Genomic DNA, 19,126 nt, shown 5'->3' with positions numbered 1-19,126 from the left:
ATTTGGACTTCTCCTCTGTGAACTGAATCGTTTCATCACTCTTCAGTTTGGCACATTTGATGCCGTAAGGGGAGGAGTCCATTCCATTGCCCTACGTTAAGGCAATTTCTACCAGCATGAGCAGCTTCAAACGTAAAAAGGTGCGCATGAATCGTTCTCTGTTGACCGCATGACGCAGTTTTTGGCATACCGCATTTTTTGTAAATGGCCGTGATGTAGGGCGCAATATATTGCACCGCATGTGCGCCTAGCATACGGCAAAGATATTTTTCCAGAGTAGGCGGCGATCACATACGGCGCATTGCAATGCACCCTACGGCCAGGAAATTGCTGACTACAGAAGCAGCTTTTGGCGAAAAATGTTGCAACACTTTCCCGACTGTAGCCGCTCGTGCACGGTGACGATAGCTGGGAAATTAGCCGCATCCGGTCATGCCCTGGCGAACTGTTACCTCGCACCGACAGCAATGCAAGCCCGGTATAATAAAGCAGCCAACGCACACTCAGAGACTACTTCTATGAGCACACATCCTGATGCACAACACCAAGCTAATCAATCTCCAAACTATCTGGAAGATACACATGAGGCCTTGCTACAGGCAGACCCTGAGCTGGTCGGGCTCTGGCTCAAGGGTTGGGCGCTGGCACGAGGCATCGCCCAGCCTGTCGCTGCGCATGGTGGCTGGCGTGTCGATGTGGGCTGGCCTGAGCAAAAGACGCGGTATGTCTTCCCTGGCTTGGTGCCAGACATCGCAGACCTGGCGCACACTATTGACGAGCCCTGGGTTTTCTTGAAAACCTGCGCGTCCGCTGCCTCACTACAGGCAATGCTGCCTGCCCACTGGATCATACAGCGCCCCGGTTATATGATGACGCTGGCGGGCCGCATGCCAGCAGTACTGGATTTGCCAGCAGGGTATAAACTCGATATCACAACGGCAGAATCCATCTCCACGGTGCGGGTGCTGACGACAGAAGCTGAAGTGGCCGCCTCTGGCCGCATCGTATTCGTCGATGAGTTGGCCATCTATGACAGCATAGAAACGCAGGCGACACACCAGCGGCGCGGTCTGGGGCGTGTGCTCATGAAACAACTGGAAGCCGTCGCAAGAGAGCGCGGTATCGACGGCGGCGTACTGGTGGCGACACCCCAGGGCCGGGCACTGTATGCAGGCCTGGGTTGGGAACTGCATTCGCTGTATAGCACCGCCGTCATCCAGGCAGCTACCTGAAACGATCACAGGCGTTGGAAAAAGGGCATTACCAGACCCAAGCTTGCGCCAGGTGCGCCGATTTTTTTGATGTGAATGTCTGCAAAATAATATTGAAAATTGGTGAGCATGGCACAGGCCCTGCTGACCGCATGACGCAGTTTTTGGCATACTGCATTTTTTGTAAATGGCCGTGATGTAGGGCGCAATATATTGCGCCGCATGTACACCTGGCATACGGCAGAGATTTTTGTCCGGAGAAGGTGGCGATCACATGCGGCGCATTGCAACGCGCCTTACGTGAAGGAAATTGCTAACTGCGAGGCAGTTTCGGGAGCTATTTTGGCTCAAAGTAAGTAACGGCATACCTGCATCAAATTCACTGTGCAGTGTTTTTGCCTGATCGCTGAAATCAGGCTATTCCTGCCGCGCAAACATGCTTCCCGCTCGCAGTCATTCCGTTTTGCAACAGACCTAATTGTTGACCATCAGTCTTTGGATATCCAAAATTGCAAAGTGTAATCTCCAGAACTTCCTCCAGCGGCGACCAGGCACAGGCGGTAATCTGGTTGATTGTCGCATCCCGTGTGACGGATCCCAACTTGTTCACTGGGCGATAACCAGCCCAGTATGTCATCAGAGATTTTCTGCGGAATCATGCTTTCAGTGAAGTCACCGTTTTTCTGCTCTTCCTTGCGCTTGAGGTAGGCTGTCAGCTCTTCTTTTGAATAGCTTTGTTTGATATCGACACTCACCAATTTCAATTTCCTGCTATCCGGATAGGTAGTCAGTGAAATACTTCCCGCTTTTGCCCGAAACACGGTCTTGTCAGGCAGGTGGACCGTCAAATAGTAAATTATACGATCGCAATAATAGTCATTCTCGAGCCCGGTTAATTTAAAACAGTGTGCTTTTTCTTGCGACATGACTGTGTCGATTGTCGACCGGTCGTCCAGCGTTACATTGATATGTGCAGGCCAAATGCGTTTGACCAGGAAAATACTTGTAGGCACAAAGACGCAGAGGGATAAAAAACCAATAATGAGCGACTTATCAAAATTGGTTCTGCGGCGTTTGTAGGCATAGATAAAACCATATCCTGCTGCAATGTAAGCCACCGCCCAGATGCATAAAAGCCAGAAGGCTGCAGATTCAGGACTCATTCCGGTGCTCCTTGCGCATTAATGATGCTGTCAAGCTGAGGAGCTGTCTTTTTTGAGATTTCATCAATACTCCGTTTTAACTGAATTTTTTCAGTTGCGATCAGTGTAATGTAAGTGCGCACATCGTGTTTTTTAGTGGCCATAGTGGCTATGATAGCCATGCGCACGACTATGCACGGGCTTCCCGCTCGCAGCCATTCCATTTTGCAACAGGCCCAATTGCTGACTATCGGTGTTTGGATACCCAAAATTGCAAAGTGTAATCTCCAGAGTTTCCTCCATTTGCTTTCAGGCAGAATTGGTATTCCGGTCTATTGAAGCATCCCGTTTCACTGAGACCAAATTGTTCACTAGGCGTCAGCCAGGCCATTATTTCATCAGAGATTTTCTGAGGAATCACGCTTTCAGTGAAGTCGCCGCTTTTTTGTTCTTTCTTGCGCTTGAGATAATCTGTCAGCTCTTCTTTGCTAAAACCTTGTTTGATATAGCCATCGATTGATATCACTTTCCTGCTATTCGGAAAGGTAGACACGCCGATATTTTTTGTTTTTGCCCTAAATTCAGTCTTATCAGGGAGACGAACCGTCAAATAGAAAATAATGCCATCACAATAATAGTCATTATCGAGCCCGGTTAATTTAAAACAGTGCGCTTTTTCTTGCGACATAATGGCGTCTATAGTCGTGCTTTCATCCACCGTCAAATTGATATGCGCAGGCCAAATGCGTTTGATCAGGAAAATACTTGTAGGCACAAAGACGCAGAGGGATAGAAAACCAATAATGAGCGCCTTGCGAAGATTGGTTCTGCGCCGTTTGTAGGCATAGACAAAACCAAACCCTGATGCAAGGTAAGCTGCCGCCCAGATACATAGAACAAAAAATCCCACATAAACGAGTTCAAGACCCATTCCCCCCATCATATATTCGCTCCTTCCGCATCAATGATGCTGTCAAGCTGAGGAGCTGCCTTTCTTTGAGATTTCATCAATACTCCTTTCAGACTGAAATCGTTTTTATTGTTGTAATCAGTGTAGCGTAAATGCGTGCATTATGCTTTTGAATGGTCGTAGTCACTACGAAAGCCATACGAATCGACGGAGATCATGCGGAGACAAAGAATGGCAGCTTACAACGCGTTACCCTGCACGACAGGCTATGTGCAGGGTGCGCGTATTATCTCAAATCTACAAAACCAGCTTACTCATTTCACGCCGAACATTTCTGCCTTGAAAGGGGGAATAAAGCGAGTTTTGGTCACGACGCGGAGTACATGTATGGCGATTCCGCAGGGCAGGGAAAGAAAAAACAATAAGGGTGCAGGGAAGTCATTGACGGAATGTGCCGGGCTCATGAAGAGCCAGGGATAAAAGACCATAAATGCGGCAAAAAAGAAACCCGTCCCAACACCTGCCCATATGATCTTCGGCAGTTTATACAAACGTTGCTTGTGCACTGTCAGCAATGCGGCAATCAAGACCCACCACAAGGAAACCAGCCCAACAGTACCTAAAAAAGTGAAGGTATATACATATCCCGCATCACCGTGGATGGTGGTGAGCATAATAGAAATCAATTTGATAAAACCCAGGCTTAACAGGCCGAGCAACAAGCTTTCAACATAAAGAACTACAAGCATAGATTTCAAAACCTTTCTCTGTGAATAAACTTGGGCTTTACTCCTGGCTGCACGGCAACATCGCTGTCCGTCGGGCTGTTGGGGTAGTGATAAATAGTTGCTTCTTTTTCTCCAATATTACCACCGTTCTCTTTTATTTTATTTGCCAGGCCTTGCATAAATCTCTGCCAATTCGCGTTCTGTGCACCACCTTCGTCTCTGAACTTGCTTATGTCGAGCAAAAATTCCCCATCACTCACCCAGGATCTAGTTGACCGTGACAAACCACGATTTACAATATCAAATCCTCCGTTCGGATTGACTTCAACGCTGATCTCACGCCCACCAGAGACGGCATGCTCGCCTGTAACATCATCCGACTTATTTGATGCGCCACGCGTATCTGTTGTCGATAGCCGGATGGAAGGCAGGCCGGTTTTGGGATTATTTTCCCATTTCGTCAAAACGACAGTTCCATTGTCAAACCATCCCTTTGGCCAAATATCAACATCATAAATCTGCCCTACACGAACTGGCCCCATATCACGCACTTTGAAATTAGACATCTCAGTGTACGGTTGGTATCCCAAGTAATTATTAAGACCTTTGTTTACCAGGCCTGTAAAGATTTCATGCGGAGACACGCGACCGAAGTCTTTTACGTGCATTCGTGTTTCATCAATGACTAAAGGGCCGAAGCCTTTGGCTGCATTGATGTATTTGACTCCTGCCGGAACCCCAACCTTCGCTTCAGCATCGCCTGTAAGTATGCTCTGATACGTCTGTGCTGCCGCTGGAGAAATGCCAGGAAAAGCATCGTTAACTATTCTTATTGGTAAGTCAGTATTACCTGTTAATTGTCTGTTACCATTTTCATCCTCGACTTGTGAATTTGATTTTATGGCTTGCTGTCTTCGCGCCAACTCAGCTGTTTGCTGTCTTAACGACGCGTCAGCAGCAATAAGTTGCCCACCCGCCCGCAGGCTCGCATTGGTGATGTTATCCGGGATAGTCAAGACGCGTCCAACTGGCAGATTACGTGCGCCATCGACGGAAGTTGCTAGTCCATTCTGCGCAAGTATGGACCTCCCTGCTCGCTCATCATTAAAAAATTGTTTGCCGATCACTGCTGGATTGTCGCCACGTTTGACGGTGTATGTGCGAGGTGCAAATCTGAGGTCTGCAACATTACCTAGCAAGTCGTCGATCTTTACCGGGATATTGACACCGCGTGCTACTTCTTCGTGCGTCATGGCAGGTATGTCACGCCACCTGTTTGGGCTGCCATCGTCTTCGGGACGAATCCTCTCTGTAAGATCTTCGCCTAAAAAATAATCAGGTACAAGATTAACTCTGTCGTAACTTGCTTCTTTCGCCGCACTAAATGGAGAGATATGCGGGGTATATATTGAATTGTCTTCTTGCAGCTCATCAGAATTAATGACGCCCAAACGATACTCTTGTGGAGTCGAAGAATCAAATTTGCTGAGTAATCCTGAGCTCGGCTTTGCTAAATTGGGGGCAGAAAAAGCGTCGCTGTCTGCCGCCCTCTCATCCGACATGGGATTCAACAACCAGCTTCTCGCAGGCGTGCTGGCTTGCAGGTATTCACGACCAAGACCTTCAGCCTTCGTCATGGGTATGCCGCTGCCTGTCATCAGCCTGATACCGGTGCTTGACGGGACGAAGCGGCTGCTCACATCATCGAATGACGACAGTCTGTAGCTGTCTTCACCATTGCCGATTCTGCCCATGGCGGTGCCGGATGGCAAAAGACGGATGCTGGGGTCGAGGTCTGAGAGTTGCAAATCATCTGCCATGTCCCTGGCAGAGTTTTGCGCATTGAAATCATCGTAGCCGTCAAGGTCATCAAAATCGGAAATGCGGTAGTACAGGCCGTCGCGGCCTCGTATGCTGCTGTTTGGCATATTTGTTCCTTATGTGTTTTTGAATGGGGGTGAGGGCTTGTTGCCTCGTTGCTTTTTGTTGTTACCGCGCCGTTGAAACATCATGTTGCGCATGGCTATGCAATCTGCACTGCGGTAATTGCTTCCCGTAGAAGCGGCTTTAGCCGCGAAGCTTGCGACCCTTGCAAGCATTCACAGCTAAAGCAGCTCCCGCAGAAAATCTTCTCCTGCATCAAGAGCTTGATACAGCGATGTTTGTTGACCGGTGTGCACCAGGCGCACCGGTTTTTTTGATGTGGATGCGTGAAATATAATGGTGAAATATGGTGCGCACGGCGCGCACGCTATTGACCACATGAGGCAGTTTTTGGCATATCCTATTTTTTGTACATTGCCGTGATGCAGGGCGCAATGTATTGCGCCGCATGTGCACTTTGAATACGGCAAAGATGTTTTTCGAGAGAATGCGGCGATCACATACGGCGCATTGCAATGCCCTCCCGTTACGGCTACGTCAAGGAAATTGCTACCCGCAAGAACGGCTTCGGGCGCGAAAATAGGTATGATAAGCATTCGCGGCTAAAGCCGCCCCTACGGGAACATGCGTGATTTGAAAATGCAGGTACTCGCATTTTCCAGCTCACACACCCCATTCAGCTAATGTGACTTTAAAGTCAGGAGAAATATCAAACCCCGGGGCCCAGTCATCTTGAGGATAAGCATCAAGCCAGAAATAAAAACTGCCATCCTCGTGCAGACGAATAAATGAGATTCGTGCGCTGGCAAGCCGGTATTCAGGGTGTTTGTTCCGCCATTCATCAGTCGGCGCATCCAGCAAATTGGATGAGGCAATGATTTCCGGGAGCCGTGCAATCAGCTCTGTAAATCTGTCCAACTGCGCTTTACACGGTTCGTTTCCCTTTGCGACTATATTGATTGGATAGTCTAGGCCGCCAATGATAATGTCAGTGCTCCAGTCGCCTTGTTTCCAGCGTTCATACTTTCCAACAAGAGGGTTTTCATGCGACTCTGAACTCCAGGGGGAAGATGGACGATTTTCTTGATCGGACATGTGATTTTTCCTGATAAGTGGACATGTGGATAGTCTTTTTATTTATCGTTTGCGTCAATTTAAAATGAGTCTGTTTGATTTGTTTATTCAATTAAAAAAACGTAAATGCAGTTGCCAGTTTTCAATGTGAAAAAATTCGCAGCAATATTTCGACAATATCTCAAAATTGGCAATTTCATTGTAGCAAACAATAGTGAATAGTTATATCAGCTTGCAGAATAAATTGACGCATAGATCTTCTATTTTTGCGGAGGTACAACTCCCAAATCACCATCTCGATAACCAACCCCGAAATAGCGATTGACAGAGCCGCAATTCCGGCAGGCTGCCCTGATATTGCCGGTCGGATCATGTATCTGTGCCGCCCCCATGAAGCCCCATGGTTGTTCATTGTTATTCAATATCTGTGAAAAAACCTGTGGCTCTGCACATCTGCCACGAAATCCTGCAGTATCTGGATTTAAATTGTTTTCATTGATCAGGTTTTGCACGAGAGGATTTTCTATTGACGGAATATCTAAATCCTTTCGAGCTTTTATGCTATATCCAAGCCTCACTCTACCTACTCTGTCAATATGGGCGCCTGCCATTCCTATTTTTGCTTTTTCTTGTGCTTTTTTTGCCGCCAGTTGTGCCAAACCCTCTGCATTAGTCTGGTTAGGAAACATCCTGAATTCATCGAGTCTGCTTGTCCAGTCAGATGGTAAGCTATCTATAGGAAAGGGGCGCTTTTCTTTGAATGCTGCTTCTGGCATGATGCTGCTTTCAGGCTGCATGTTGTCGCGGATGGCATTCTTTCTGTTATAGAAACCCGGGTATTCATCAAAAAACGTTGCTCTTCGAGAAGGGGGAACAAAGCTGTCTCCCCGTGGTCGTTGACTAGTATAAGTAGCGTTTCTTTGAGGTGCCCCTGCCCTGGCGCCAGCAAGATCAAGCCCTATGGCACCCAGTTGATTTGCAGATTCGACTTGCTCTTCATTGCCGCCAAATAGGCGGGTATAAAAGCCGGGTGCGTTAAATATAGGGCCAAGCAAAGCGAGTTCGAGATTGTTCTTTACTCTCAACTGTGCCGCATAGTCGGTCCTGTCCAATTCCATGCGTTCATTCGGCCGTCCGGCATGCAGCATTCGTAAAGAATCTGGCATCCTTGATTGGTCGGGAGTTTCGTGTTTTCTCAACTGCGGTATTTCATCGGTCAATTCTTGCCAGTAATAATAACCGGGTGGTGGCGGTGACCATTTTGTGAAAACTTTTTCTTTACCTGCACCTGGTCCAAAAATGGTGACCTTTTCTGTCAACGGTGCCATTTCAGGCTTGTTATAGGGCACTGCCCATCCCGTTGCACCGGTATCGCGGTCTGTAAAACTTGGCGGTCCTTGTTTCGCGATGATACCGGGCAAGGAATCATACATATTGCGAGTATCGCTTTGGCCTGGCGTGGCACGGGGCAGTAAACTCTGCGCCGTTGTGTAGGTTTGCGGGCTGCCGCCATAGAAATACTCATCTGCGGCAGGCAGCCTGATGTCCAACTCTGCTGGAGAGAAGCGGCTGCCCAAGTCAGCAGAAAACGGCAGGCTGTAGCGGTCTTCATCACTACCGCCTCTACCGACGATGGTACTGGGCTTCAAGCGGGGAATGTTGGGTCCCAGGTCCGACAATTGCAGATCATCAGCCAGATGATGGTTGTAAGCTTGTGGATCGACATCATCATATCCGTCGAGGTCATCAAAATCGGGGATACGGTAATACAGGCCGTCGCGGCCAAGTATGCTGCTACTATTTGGCATGGTTGCTCCTTATGTGTTTTTTGAATGGGAGATATAGGCGTGTTGCCTGGTTGTTGCTGTGCTGGTAAGCGCCGTAGCACTCTGCGCTACGGCAATTACTTCTGGCAGGAGCGGCTTAAGCCGCGAAAAATCTGCCGTAGTGCGCATTCGCGGCTAAAGCCGCTCCTACAAAAAATTACCGTCTGTATCAACAATTTGATGCTGCGATGTTTGTTGATCAGTAGCTTGCGCTCTGCCGTGACGTAGGGCGCAATATATTGCGCCGCATGTGCGTGTTGTTGACGGCAAAGATATTTATCCAGAGAAGGCGGCGATCACATACGGCGCATTGCAATGCCCTCCCGTTACGGCTACGTCAAGGAAATTGCTATCAGCGGGAGCGACTTCAATGTAGTCGCAGTGGCTGTGATGGACATGCGAATGGACGGAAGTGCTGTGGGTGATACGGAGTACTGTCTTACAACGCTCCCTACACAGTACAACCATGTGCAGGGCGCGAGGTTTATGCGCCGGGCTTACAAAACCAGCTTGCGTTCTTCCACCAGGTATTGCAGTTCATCGAGCGCATTGATGAAGGCTTCTTGCGGATCGAGCCTGGGGTATTTCCAGAAATTCATCAGGCCCAGGTGTTTGCAGATGGCCCAGTAGGTCCAGGGTTGTTCGAGGCGCAGGTCGTTGATGAGGGCGTCGATCTCTTTGACTTTTTTATCTCTTTCCAGATCCCAGACGGCATGGCAATCGTCGGCAGCAACGGAATAATTGCTGAGGGCGTTCTTGCCGATGATGCCGCCACCGATGCCGGTGTCGCGGGCGATTTCTGCGTGGTTGTTGTTCATCCACATGCCCCATTGGTCCAGCCAATAGGTCAGCAGGTCTTTTTGCTGTTTTTGTGGGTCATTGTTGTTGGTGACTGTGTGTGCAAAATTCTGACGTGCGTTCATGCTTGCTCCTTGTTATGCATGGGCTGTAGAGGTGTTGCTTTCGTATTTTTTAAACTTTAAAACTTTAAGACCTTAAGACCTCTCAACACAGAGGCACGGAGACACAGAGGGGCACAGAGAAAGACCTAAACAGTATCCTGGTTGGGCGCGTAGGTTGGGCTACGTTTTATCAGCCCAACACTCAGCCTTTGATAAACGAATACGCTGTTTTGAAGCCGAGTGTTGGGCTGGTACCCCGTAGCCCAACCTACGTATCTACCAACGCTACTGTTTCTCAATGGCTTTGCATTTCTCTGTGAAACCTCTGTGTCTCTGTGCCTCTGTGGTGATTGGTTTTCATCATTGATTCATCGAATATTGAACGTCAAACCACCCGCCGGTACGATTCCCAGTCAAACACCACAGCCTTGCCGCCGCCTTCGCGTAGCCTGTCCATGGCGCGGGTACCGATGTAGTGTTCGAGTTCTGCCAGGCCCAGATTGCTGATGAGGATGCTGGGTTTCATGACTTCGTAACGGCCGTTGATGATGTCGAACAACAGCATTTTTTCTGTCTCGCTGCCGAACTGGACGCCGACTTCGTCGAGTATCAGCAAGTCTGGTTCTACAAATTCCTGTATCAGTTCTGCCTCGGTGTGAGGGCTGTCGCGGCGGTAGCTTTCTTTGATGCGGCGTACTGCTTTTAAAACGGAACTCATCACGGCCTGTTTGCCTGCCTCCATGATGTGCCTGGCAATGCCCACCGCCAGATGGGTTTTGCCGGTACCTACACTGCCGCAAAAGATCAGGCTGCGGCCGGTCTTCAAGACTGCATCAAACTCTTGCGCATAGCGTTGGCAAGTGCGCAATGCCTGCTCTGCGGCAGCACAGGTAGGGCGATAGTTTTGCAGGCTGCGTTCTGCAAAGCGCGCCGGTATGGCGGCGCGGCCCAGGCGTTTTTGCCAGAGTGCAGCTTGTTGCGCCTGCCGCTGTTGCTGCATGCTGGCCTGGCGTTGTTGCACATCGCTGGCGTCCTGGCATTGTTCGCAGGCAGACCAGATGCCGGGCTTGTGCGAGTAGGCGGTGTAGCTGCCATGTTGCTGGCAATGCCTTTGCTCGCTGCCAAGTTGCATACCACCGACGCGGACAAAACTGCTGCTGTCAGAATGAACCATCCTGGGCTATTCCCTGTGCGTAGTTGGTATTGGCAAGGTCTTTTTCATGAGATTTTGATGCCAGTCTGGCGGGTGCACTCCAGTCGGCTTTGTAATGTTCGTTAGGGCCAAAGAAGGTCGCCGCATGCTTGATGAACTTGGGTGACTCCCCGGAAGCGGCAATGTAAGCCGCATAGCGTTTGACACCTTCGAGCATGAGGTTCGCATCGACGCCTTGACGCCGTCTTGCCAGCCAGGCCTGCCAGGCTTCTTTTTTGCTGGCACCTGGGCGCCGTGGATAGACGGCCCAGGCTGCTTCGAATTGCGCAGTGTCTTCGTCAGCCCTGCTCAGTTTTTTTGCTTTGACAGGTGGTGTTTTTTTGTCGTCGCTCTCGTGACAAGGCGCAGCCGTGTCAGGGGTGAGGGAATCAGGAATCAAGTCAAGGGAATCAGGAATCAGGTTAAGGGAATCAGCCGGGCTAGTTCTGGTTAAAATTGCTGACATGCCAGTGCCCGACCCTGCATTGATCCGGGGTTCAACCGGGGATGGAATACAACTTTCATTTTCTTTGAAGTGCGGATTCTGGTGCACACTCCATTTGCAGATTTGAATGTAGCGGTTTCCATCTACGGTGTAACGCTGGATGAAACCACGTTCATGCAATGACTCAAGCAATGCATCAATATCGCAATCATCATAGGGTAAGACCTCGGCCTTGATCTTTTTGATGCGGTCTTCAACCCGCCCTTCTCTGTCAACAATGGTCCAGAGACCGGCAAACAGCAAGCGGCCCAGTGCTGGCAATTCAGCCAGCGCGTCATTGGTAAAGAAACCTGGTTTGATATTTCTTGAACGTGCCATATTTCATTTTCCTTTTTTCATTTCTTGATCATTTATTCGCAAACCACTGCAGCAGCATCACATCTCAAGGCAAGGTGGAAATCTTTTCCCGTTTCCTGGATTTTTTCTGTGGTGTCGCAAGGGTTTGGAACCAACCGCGCAGGACGGCCAGCCATTCGCAAGCCAACTACCCACCACGGCACAATTTGCAATAGGTATACACAGGCTGATTCTGCGCATTGCAAAACTGCCGTATTGATCGCATTTGTCCACGCCCGTGACGGCAGCGCGGGCCTTTGCACAAACGGCGTGGTGTGATGGTGTGGGTGGGTGAAATCACCCGGTTGTCCAGATGCTGCCAGTCAGTGGTTGCGGGTGACTGGCTCAGCATAGGCGGCTCCTTGTGTGTGTTGCTATCTGATTTTTTCCGCAGGCGTAGCCCAGCAGGCGTGCGCGTGCGGACACCTGACGCAGGATGTCATTTTGTCTTTTCATGTTGTTGTCGTGTGGCTGCGTGGGCAGCCTGGTTTGTGTTTTTTTAACCGGGAAGACTTCTCGACACAGAGGCACAGAGGGCCACAGAGAAAGGCAAAGCGGTAGAAGAACGAAATGTTGGTGTCCTCGTAGGTTGGGCTACGGTGTATCAGCCCAACACTCAGCCTTTGTTAAACGAGTACGTTATTTCAAAGCCGAGTGTTGGGCTGGTAAAGCGTAGCCTGGCGAGGCCCGGTCCAACCTACAGTACCTGCCCTCTCGGCTTCTTTCTGTACCCTCTACCTCAATGTCGAGAAGTCTTCATCGTAAAATTTTTATGCCCCATGCATGCGAGGCTTCGGTCGCCAGGAAGACGACAAAATAATCAGCCGGATAAGTAAAACACAGGCGGCTGATGGTGGCCGGGGGACCCCGGCGGGATAATGGATGTTAAACGGCATTCGCGCGGTAATGGATCAAGGCAGGCGAAGGGCTAGTATGTTTAAATTGATCGGGATTTTTGAATTATTGGAATTACGCAAAACCGCCCCAGCTGCGTTGCAGCTCCCGCATGTAGAAAAATTCGGTACTGAAGTACTGTCTTCGTCGCTGACACCTTGCTGGGACACTTTGCATAATTCTTATTTATATAGTGTGTGGCCTGTTTACACTGCACGAGCTCTTCCCCACAAGTTCAATTATATACATTTTCGTATTGCAATCCAAGTTATTTTCGTATTGTTCTTGGATTTTTTTATGCGATAACGCATAATGCAGTCATGGACGCGAAAACTAATATCAAATACCTCATGGATAAGTCGGGCATGAACCCGACTTCGTTGGCAACTGCCCTGGAAAAAATGTTCCCTGATGAAGTCAGGGTGCCGCAGGCGACGATCTTTCGTATCGTCGAGGGCATCACCAAGGACCCGCGCACGTCGTCGCTGGCGCCGATTGCCAAATTCTTTAATATCAGCCTGTCGGACTTGCGCAGCAAGGATTTGCGCGGGCTGGAATCAAGCCAGCCTGTCGCTGTCAACGATGAGCCGCTGAGCATCGCTGCTATTAATTACTATGCGGCCAAGGGTTCTTGCGGTGGCGGTGCGCATAATGAAGATGCCGAGCCCAAGGGCCAGTTGATTAAAGAGCTGGGTTTTTTCAAGAAATATGGCGTCAAGCCAGAAAACCTGGCCGCCATCTATGCCGACGGCAGTTCCATGGCTGACTTTATCGTCGATGGCGACATGGTCATCATCGACCAGACCAAGACTGAACCGCAAAGCGGCAAGATCTTTGCTATCCAGCATCCGGACGGCCTGCGCATCAAGCAACTGCGCCGCGAAATCGACGGCACCTGGGTACTGGAAAGCCGCAACCCCGACAAGCGCGCTTATCCCGATGAGCGCATCACGCCTGAGAACGTGGGCTTGCTGAAGATCATCGGGCGTTTTGTTTACAGGCAGGGTGGTTGATACGGCTGGCATTGCGGTATATATCGCGCAGTACATAGAACTCATTTCATAAATAGGGTGAGATGCGTTTGCCTCATAACGTGGGCTGGCAAGACGGACGAGGCAGTCAATAGCGGTGCTATTGATAACGAGTCCAACGCAGTCCAGCACGCGTTATGAGGCAAACCCTTCGGGAACTGACGATTTGGGCGCATTGCTGCGCGTAGTGAGCCACCCCGCCCTCGCTAAGGCGCCAGCCTTAGCAGCGCAGGGTAAACACCTGAGGCCTTGCACTGCATCCCAAATCGTCTTGTTCGCACTCATCCTATTTATGAAATGAGTTCTATATACACCGCAATGGTCACCGCAGTTTCATGTTCATTTGCTATGATGGGTGGTGTAAACTCATGATTACTAACCAACTCAAATAGGGCTTACGCAAAATTGTCCCAGCAAGGCGTCGCGACGAAGACAGTACTTTAGTACGGCTAGGAGCGGCAACGCAGCTGGGGCGGTTTTGCGTATGCCCCGACACATATGCAAACTACGCTGTCTCAAGCACTCCACACCCCGCGCCTGATCGTGCGCATGATAGAAGAAGATGACCTGCCCGAGCTGTTCCAGGTATTTTCTGATGCCGCCGTCACCCGCTTTTTGCCCTATATCACCTGGGAAGACACGCTTGCTGCCCATAGCTGGTATCAGCGCGTGAAGGAAATGGCGGCGCAGGCAGCGGCCATGCAATGCGTGATCGTCGATAAAGCAAGCAACAAGGTCATTGGCTCTTGCCTGCTGTTTCGTTTTGATGCCGACAGCGAACGCGCCGAGCTGGGCTATGCCCTGGCACAATCGCACTGGGGTGGCGGCTACATGGGCGAAGCCATACGCGCCTTGCTCAATCACGCATTTGGCGAGATGGGCATCAACCGCATAGAAGCCGAGGTTGACCCGCGCAATCCTGCCTCTGCCCAGTTGCTGAAAAAACTGGGTTTTGTGCAGGAAGGCTTGCTGCGCCAGCGCTGGAAGTTCAAGGGCGAGATCAAGGATACCTGGATGTTTGGCCTGCTGCGGGATGAATGGCAGGCGGCAAACCTGCCAGGCTGACACTGTTTTAACTAATATATAGTGCTGCTGTAAGTTGCCATAGGTTGCCATCGCTGGCTGCAGGGCCCGCATCTTGCCCGGCCATCGCAGGCAACATGATCCAGACGCATCCACATTCACCAAGGAAAACGCCATGACCACCTTTGCCACCTCCCGCGACATACCCGCCAGCCCCGAGCAAGTCTTCGCCGCCATCAGCGACCCGGAACGCCTGGCACGCTGGTGGGGGCCAGCCGGTTTTAGCAATACCTTCAGCATTTTCGAGTTCAAGACGGGCGGCCAGTGGTCTTTCGTCATGCATGGGCCTGACGATAAAAATTATCTCAACGAAAGCCAGTTTGCCGAAGTAGATGCGCCTCACAAAGTAGTGGTGCAACATGTCTCAGAACCCAGGTTTCGCCTGACCATCAGCCTCGTCCCCTCCGCCACCGGCACCCTGGTGTCGTGGACACAGGTGTTTGAAGATGCGCAGATAGCCAGCAAGATTGAGCACATTGTGGTGCCGTCGAATGAGCAGAATCTTGATCGCTTGACGGTGGAGGTGGTGGGTAATTAAGGCGTACCCGGCATCTTGCTCAGCGCGCCTGCAACCTGCTCGCTGCCGGTATCGTTTTTATTGAGATGGGAAACACAGCAAACCGACACTCTGCAACGGAGCCGTAAGGTAGGGTGCATTGCAATGCACCGCATGTGATCTTTGCATCTCCAGATAAACCATCTTTGCCGTGTATGACGCAGAAATGCGGCGCATTACAATACACCCTACGCCACGGACTTAATCGATGTCTGGAATGATTTTAAAAAGCGATAGTGCGCAAGGCGCACACTGCTCACTGAAATCATTCCGGGCATTATTTACATCAGGCCACGTACACTCTCAAGCGGCAAGAACAGCGTCAGGGGCGTATCCTGCATGGGGATGAAACCAAAATGCTGATAAAAGCCTGCAGCAGTATCATCCTTGGCATCCACTACCAGAGCATAGGCGGCAATTTGCGCGGTGGCTGAACGTTCCAGTGCATCTGCCAGTAAAACGCCGCCCAGGCCCTTGCCAGCAAAACTGCTGTCAACTGCAAGTCGCCCCAGACGGACCACCGGCACGCTGGGATAACGAGGCAATTTTTTCTGCACGCCGGCAGGTAAGGACGTCAGCACCACGCTGGACGATGCCAGCGTGTAATATCCTGCAATGTGCTCCGTGCTATCCAATGCCACAAAGCAGGCCGTCACGCGCCGCCTGATATCCTGCATGACCTGTTGCTTGAAGTAGCGATTGAGCAGTTCAGACTGGCTATTGAAATGTTTGCGCTCATGCGCCTGATCGAGCTGAACAATGCGTAGAGATAGTTGATCCATCGTTGTATCAGGCAATCAGAGCTGGTCGTTGATAATTTGCTTTTTTCTGGCAAATGCCTTTTTCAATGCTGCATTGGCTGGCGGAGGATTGATCAAAGCATTGGCAAAGCTAGCCTGGTCCGCGACTGACAGGCGCATTACTTCTGCTTCGTTAATCACCTCCTGAGCAAACTTCAAGCTGACGCTGGTCACGAAATCAGTCACTGTGCGGCCCTGCAATTCAGCCGCGCGTTTGATCAGCGCATAGCTGTCAGGCAATATTCTGGCTTCAATTCTGGCTTTGGTCGTGGTCATGATTAATCCTCCTCATTGATAAATTGTACGGCTACCTGCCGTCAAATTCAATGCAATTTTCCAATAATCTCAAGCTGTAAGCGCGCTTATATCAAATAAAGTGTTTTCCGCGTTTACATATAACCAACAATTCCATACGAAACCATACTTTTTAATACAATTTCGTATTGACACGGATTATACGGAAGCGTATAGTTCTATACATGGTCAGACAAACAAAGAAAGCGACAAATGAGCACGCAAACTTATTTCGGATTGCCCAGCACTTACTACGCCCAGCCAGCCACTGCATCTACTGCGGTACTCATGAACGGGCAAAACCTGATCGACGCCTTTGCAGAATGCAGCATGGAACAATGCGACAAAATGGCCAGCATGCTGGGCCAGGGGCGGTATGAAAACTTTGGCCGGATGATGGCGAAGGTCTTGCACGACTGGCAGCAATAAATACTGAAATCTGGACACTGAATCTCAACACTAATTTTCAGCATTAATCCTCAACACTAAAACACGATGCAGCTGATCGCATCGCACACACAAAAGTATACGCTGGTGAAATCGGGTCGCGGCCAATTTCATCTTTTGCCGGGGTCAGCGTCCGGCACCTTGTCTGCGCTGGCCTTGCATCTTCTGCTGCCGCGTTCACCCGCGGCGGGCAAGGCCAGCGCATCACATTGTCATCCTGTTTTTTTTTCCGGCATCAACAGCCAGCCGCAATGGCCAGCTATAGCAGCACGCAGCAATACCAAGGCATCAACACTAAGCATCAATACCAAGCATCAACCCTGAGCTTCAACCCAACACTACATTGATTAACACGAGAACGAGTGCGTTTTTTCGTCGTATGCGCTCGTCAAAAATTTTGTGAGGACTACCATGAAAACATCCCTGACAGACTGGCTGGTCACTGCCCTGGCGTATATCGTCATCTGCGCCGTGCTCAGCATCATCAATAATGAAGAAGACAAAGTCCCCCTAGCAGAACAGCCTGAACACACTGAACAGCAGGCCAACTCTGCCAGCAAGGCCGCAGCAACATTGCACGCCTCGGTGAGTGTGCAACTGACGCAGAAGATGAACAAGGCGACAGTTGAACGCAGCGCCCTGCGCCAGTTGACGCAAGAGGCAGAACGCATGACTGGCATTGCAGCGAGTGTGCAATGAAGCATAGCCGCCAGTTACATGCCGTCGGCAATGCCTTGTTCGATACGCGCAGCAGCCAGTGCATGGCGATTGCCTACGGCTGGCAGGCCGAGGCGCATTACGATGCCAGCGGCAAGATCTGCAACCCGGATGCCCTGCAACCATCGGACGAAGCCATCGCCAATGCCCGCCTGTGGGCCATGGCACCAGAGCTGCTGGACAAGGCCCAGGCACTGGCTGCCAAACTGCCACAAGACCAGCAATGGTTTGCCGCCGATGAGGCACAAGCCCTGCGCCAGGTTTGCCAATTATTAGAGAAAGCTACAGCATGAACGATACCCACGCCCTCCTCAATCATTTGCACATGCGTGTGCGCATCATGTGCGCGGTTTACCGCATGATCAGAAACCTGGGTTATGGCCGCCTGGCGGCATGCAAGACAGCGCTGCAGCATTAGCAAGCAAGCTGATGCAATGAGTACCTCTATTTTTATACCGCAAGGCGACAACACACATGGCATCCGTCAATAAAGTTATCCTCGTCGGCAACCTGGGCCGCGACCCTGAAACCCGTTATGCCCCCAATGGCGAAGCCATCAGCAATATCACCATCGCTACCGCCGACAGCTGGAAAGACAAGTCCACCGGTGAGCGCAAGGAGCGCACAGAATGGCACCGCATCAGCTTCTTTGGCCGTCTGGCAGAAGTCGTGGGCATGCACCTCAAGAAAGGTGCCAGCGTCTACATAGAAGGCAGCCTGCGCACGCGCAAATACCAGGACAAGGACGGCCAGGAAAAATTCATCACCGAAGTACGTGGCGACACCATGCAGATGTTAAGCAAAGCCGCCATACCAGCAGGCGGCGATGCTGCGCCGGCCAGACCACAGCAGCCAGCCCGTCCGCCAGAAACCTGGGACAACATGGATGATGATTTGCCGTTTTGAATGGCAGACAAGATCAGCAGAGAAACATGCACAAATAAATGCAAGCAAGCCCTACTCCCTCACGAGAAATTAATTTAACACCACACCGCCGAAAGGACACATCATGAGAAACGACATCGCCGTACGCTATGCCCAGGTAGCTAAAATCCTGAGTGATAAATTCCTCTTCATTGAAGACATCATGCACGAGTTGCGCACTTCGGAAAACTATGCCCGCAAGCTCATCAGCGATCTGTGTTTTTCTGGCCATGTGGTGCAACGTGCAATTCCCAACAACCGCGGCCGCAGCAAGATGCAGTTTGGCTGGTACAGCGGCAAACCCGCCCCCACCATGTACACCCGCCAGATCAAACCCTCCAAGGACAAAATCCGCCGCACCGATCCGCTGATGATTGCCCTGTATGGCGAAGCCTGACGATCAGCTCATACGCTTTGGTCAAGCTGAAGACGTAGGGCGCAGTGCAATGCACCGTATGTGATTCACGCATTCCCCGGGACTATGCGCATTATCGTGATCAACGCTTTCATGCGGTGCGTTACAACGCACCCTACTGGCTGACGATCACATCATGCGCGTTGATCAAGGTGGAGACGTAGGGCAATGGAATGGACTCCTCCCCTTACGGCATCAAATGTGCCAAACTGAAGAGTGATGAAACGATTCAGTTCACAGAGGAGAAGTCCAAAT

Annotated in this window: 24 protein-coding genes; 11 read left to right on the top strand and 13 right to left on the bottom strand. The window is 50.6% G+C overall.

Annotation, left to right across the window (positions count from 1 at the left end; genetic code table 11):
* Positions 1 to 518 precede the first annotated feature (518 nt).
* Complete coding sequence (locus DFR42_RS28570; RefSeq protein WP_170133734.1) at positions 519 to 1,232, top strand: GNAT family N-acetyltransferase; 714 nt, start codon at positions 519 to 521, stop codon at positions 1,230 to 1,232.
* Positions 1,233 to 1,699: 467 nt separating this feature from the next.
* On the opposite strand, the gene DFR42_RS28560 is transcribed toward DFR42_RS28570, so the two are convergent.
* The 11 genes from DFR42_RS28560 to DFR42_RS29440 form a co-directional block, all read right to left on the bottom strand.
* The gene (locus DFR42_RS28560; protein ID WP_110258476.1) at positions 1,700 to 2,374 is read right to left on the bottom strand and encodes a hypothetical protein; all 675 of its coding nucleotides are present in this window, start codon (positions 2,372 to 2,374) and stop codon (positions 1,700 to 1,702) included.
* Positions 2,371 to 2,517: a hypothetical protein gene (locus DFR42_RS29445; protein ID WP_170133733.1), complete on the bottom strand. Its 147-nt coding sequence runs from the start codon at positions 2,515 to 2,517 to the stop codon at positions 2,371 to 2,373. The genes DFR42_RS28560 and DFR42_RS29445 overlap by 4 nt, the downstream gene beginning before the upstream one ends.
* Positions 2,518 to 2,600: 83 nt before the next feature.
* Positions 2,601 to 3,296, bottom strand: coding sequence for a hypothetical protein (locus tag DFR42_RS28550; protein WP_110258474.1), 696 nt, complete (start codon positions 3,294 to 3,296; stop codon positions 2,601 to 2,603).
* A 281-nt stretch (positions 3,297 to 3,577) separates the two neighbouring features.
* The gene (locus tag DFR42_RS28545; protein ID WP_146219005.1) at positions 3,578 to 4,021 is read right to left on the bottom strand and encodes a hypothetical protein; all 444 of its coding nucleotides are present in this window, start codon (positions 4,019 to 4,021) and stop codon (positions 3,578 to 3,580) included.
* Positions 4,018 to 5,919 (bottom strand): LysM peptidoglycan-binding domain-containing protein, encoded by a 1,902-nt coding sequence (locus tag DFR42_RS28540; protein WP_110258472.1) that lies wholly within the window; start codon positions 5,917 to 5,919, stop codon positions 4,018 to 4,020. The genes DFR42_RS28545 and DFR42_RS28540 overlap by 4 nt, the downstream gene beginning before the upstream one ends.
* 619 nt (positions 5,920 to 6,538) lie before the next feature.
* On the bottom strand, positions 6,539 to 6,970 hold the full coding sequence (locus tag DFR42_RS28530; protein ID WP_110258470.1) for a hypothetical protein: 432 nt from the start codon (positions 6,968 to 6,970) through the stop codon (positions 6,539 to 6,541).
* A gap of 239 nt (positions 6,971 to 7,209) precedes the next feature.
* Positions 7,210 to 8,757 carry a hypothetical protein gene (locus DFR42_RS28525; protein WP_110258469.1) on the bottom strand — a complete coding sequence of 516 codons (1,548 nt, stop codon included), beginning with the start codon at positions 8,755 to 8,757 and terminating at the stop codon, positions 7,210 to 7,212.
* A gap of 515 nt (positions 8,758 to 9,272) precedes the next feature.
* The gene (locus tag DFR42_RS28520; RefSeq protein ID WP_110258468.1) at positions 9,273 to 9,698 is read right to left on the bottom strand and encodes a hypothetical protein; all 426 of its coding nucleotides are present in this window, start codon (positions 9,696 to 9,698) and stop codon (positions 9,273 to 9,275) included.
* A 364-nt stretch (positions 9,699 to 10,062) separates the two neighbouring features.
* Positions 10,063 to 10,851 carry an ATP-binding protein gene (locus DFR42_RS28515; protein WP_245937125.1) on the bottom strand — a complete coding sequence of 263 codons (789 nt, stop codon included), beginning with the start codon at positions 10,849 to 10,851 and terminating at the stop codon, positions 10,063 to 10,065.
* Positions 10,838 to 11,692: a hypothetical protein gene (locus DFR42_RS28510; protein ID WP_110258467.1), complete on the bottom strand. Its 855-nt coding sequence runs from the start codon at positions 11,690 to 11,692 to the stop codon at positions 10,838 to 10,840. The genes DFR42_RS28515 and DFR42_RS28510 overlap by 14 nt, the downstream gene beginning before the upstream one ends.
* Before the next feature lie 166 nt (positions 11,693 to 11,858).
* Positions 11,859 to 12,062: a hypothetical protein gene (locus tag DFR42_RS29440; RefSeq protein ID WP_170133732.1), complete on the bottom strand. Its 204-nt coding sequence runs from the start codon at positions 12,060 to 12,062 to the stop codon at positions 11,859 to 11,861.
* A gap of 862 nt (positions 12,063 to 12,924) precedes the next feature.
* Here DFR42_RS29440 and DFR42_RS28500 point away from each other — a divergent pair.
* The 3 genes from DFR42_RS28500 (at position 12,925) to DFR42_RS28490 (ending at position 15,256) form a co-directional block, all read left to right on the top strand.
* Positions 12,925 to 13,617, top strand: coding sequence for a S24 family peptidase (locus tag DFR42_RS28500; RefSeq protein ID WP_110258465.1), 693 nt, complete (start codon positions 12,925 to 12,927; stop codon positions 13,615 to 13,617).
* Between the two features lie 516 nt (positions 13,618 to 14,133).
* Positions 14,134 to 14,700 carry a GNAT family N-acetyltransferase gene (locus tag DFR42_RS28495; RefSeq protein ID WP_110258464.1) on the top strand — a complete coding sequence of 189 codons (567 nt, stop codon included), beginning with the start codon at positions 14,134 to 14,136 and terminating at the stop codon, positions 14,698 to 14,700.
* A 133-nt stretch (positions 14,701 to 14,833) separates the two neighbouring features.
* Entirely contained in the window at positions 14,834 to 15,256 is a 423-nt protein-coding gene (locus tag DFR42_RS28490; RefSeq protein WP_110258463.1) for an SRPBCC domain-containing protein, read from the top strand.
* 299 nt (positions 15,257 to 15,555) lie between these two features.
* Here the strand turns inward: DFR42_RS28490 and DFR42_RS28485 are convergent, their stop codons facing one another.
* Positions 15,556 to 16,056 (bottom strand): GNAT family N-acetyltransferase, encoded by a 501-nt coding sequence (locus DFR42_RS28485; protein WP_110258479.1) that lies wholly within the window; start codon positions 16,054 to 16,056, stop codon positions 15,556 to 15,558.
* 15 nt (positions 16,057 to 16,071) lie between these two features.
* Positions 16,072 to 16,350, bottom strand: coding sequence for a type II toxin-antitoxin system TacA family antitoxin (locus DFR42_RS28480; RefSeq protein ID WP_110258462.1), 279 nt, complete (start codon positions 16,348 to 16,350; stop codon positions 16,072 to 16,074).
* Between the two features lie 231 nt (positions 16,351 to 16,581).
* Between DFR42_RS28480 and DFR42_RS28475 the strand changes: the two genes are divergently transcribed.
* The 7 genes from DFR42_RS28475 (at position 16,582) to DFR42_RS28450 (ending at position 18,853) form a co-directional block, all read left to right on the top strand.
* Complete coding sequence (locus DFR42_RS28475) at positions 16,582 to 16,797, top strand: hypothetical protein (RefSeq protein ID WP_110258461.1); 216 nt, start codon at positions 16,582 to 16,584, stop codon at positions 16,795 to 16,797.
* A 66-nt stretch (positions 16,798 to 16,863) separates the two neighbouring features.
* Complete coding sequence (locus tag DFR42_RS28470) at positions 16,864 to 17,139, top strand: hypothetical protein (RefSeq protein WP_110258460.1); 276 nt, start codon at positions 16,864 to 16,866, stop codon at positions 17,137 to 17,139.
* An 87-nt stretch (positions 17,140 to 17,226) separates the two neighbouring features.
* The gene (locus DFR42_RS28465) at positions 17,227 to 17,514 is read left to right on the top strand and encodes a hypothetical protein (RefSeq protein WP_110258459.1); all 288 of its coding nucleotides are present in this window, start codon (positions 17,227 to 17,229) and stop codon (positions 17,512 to 17,514) included.
* A complete protein-coding gene (locus tag DFR42_RS28460) occupies positions 17,511 to 17,825 on the top strand; it encodes a hypothetical protein (protein WP_110258458.1) in 315 nt (104 codons plus the stop codon). Before DFR42_RS28465 ends, DFR42_RS28460 begins: the two co-directional genes overlap by 4 nt.
* Positions 17,822 to 17,950, top strand: a complete 129-nt coding sequence (locus DFR42_RS29945; RefSeq protein ID WP_281275202.1) for a hypothetical protein — start codon at positions 17,822 to 17,824, stop codon at positions 17,948 to 17,950. The genes DFR42_RS28460 and DFR42_RS29945 overlap by 4 nt, the downstream gene beginning before the upstream one ends.
* Before the next feature lie 56 nt (positions 17,951 to 18,006).
* The gene (gene ssb / locus DFR42_RS28455; protein ID WP_110258457.1) at positions 18,007 to 18,438 is read left to right on the top strand and encodes a single-stranded DNA-binding protein; all 432 of its coding nucleotides are present in this window, start codon (positions 18,007 to 18,009) and stop codon (positions 18,436 to 18,438) included.
* 103 nt (positions 18,439 to 18,541) lie between these two features.
* Positions 18,542 to 18,853, top strand: a complete 312-nt coding sequence (locus DFR42_RS28450; protein ID WP_110258456.1) for a hypothetical protein — start codon at positions 18,542 to 18,544, stop codon at positions 18,851 to 18,853.
* Positions 18,854 to 19,126 lie beyond the last annotated feature (273 nt).

It is taken from the genome of Undibacterium pigrum (genome assembly GCF_003201815.1).
Lineage (GTDB): Bacteria > Pseudomonadota > Gammaproteobacteria > Burkholderiales > Burkholderiaceae_D > Undibacterium > Undibacterium pigrum.
The sequence above is the reverse complement of the archived record's forward strand: the minus strand, read 5'-3'. Positions and strand labels throughout refer to the sequence as shown.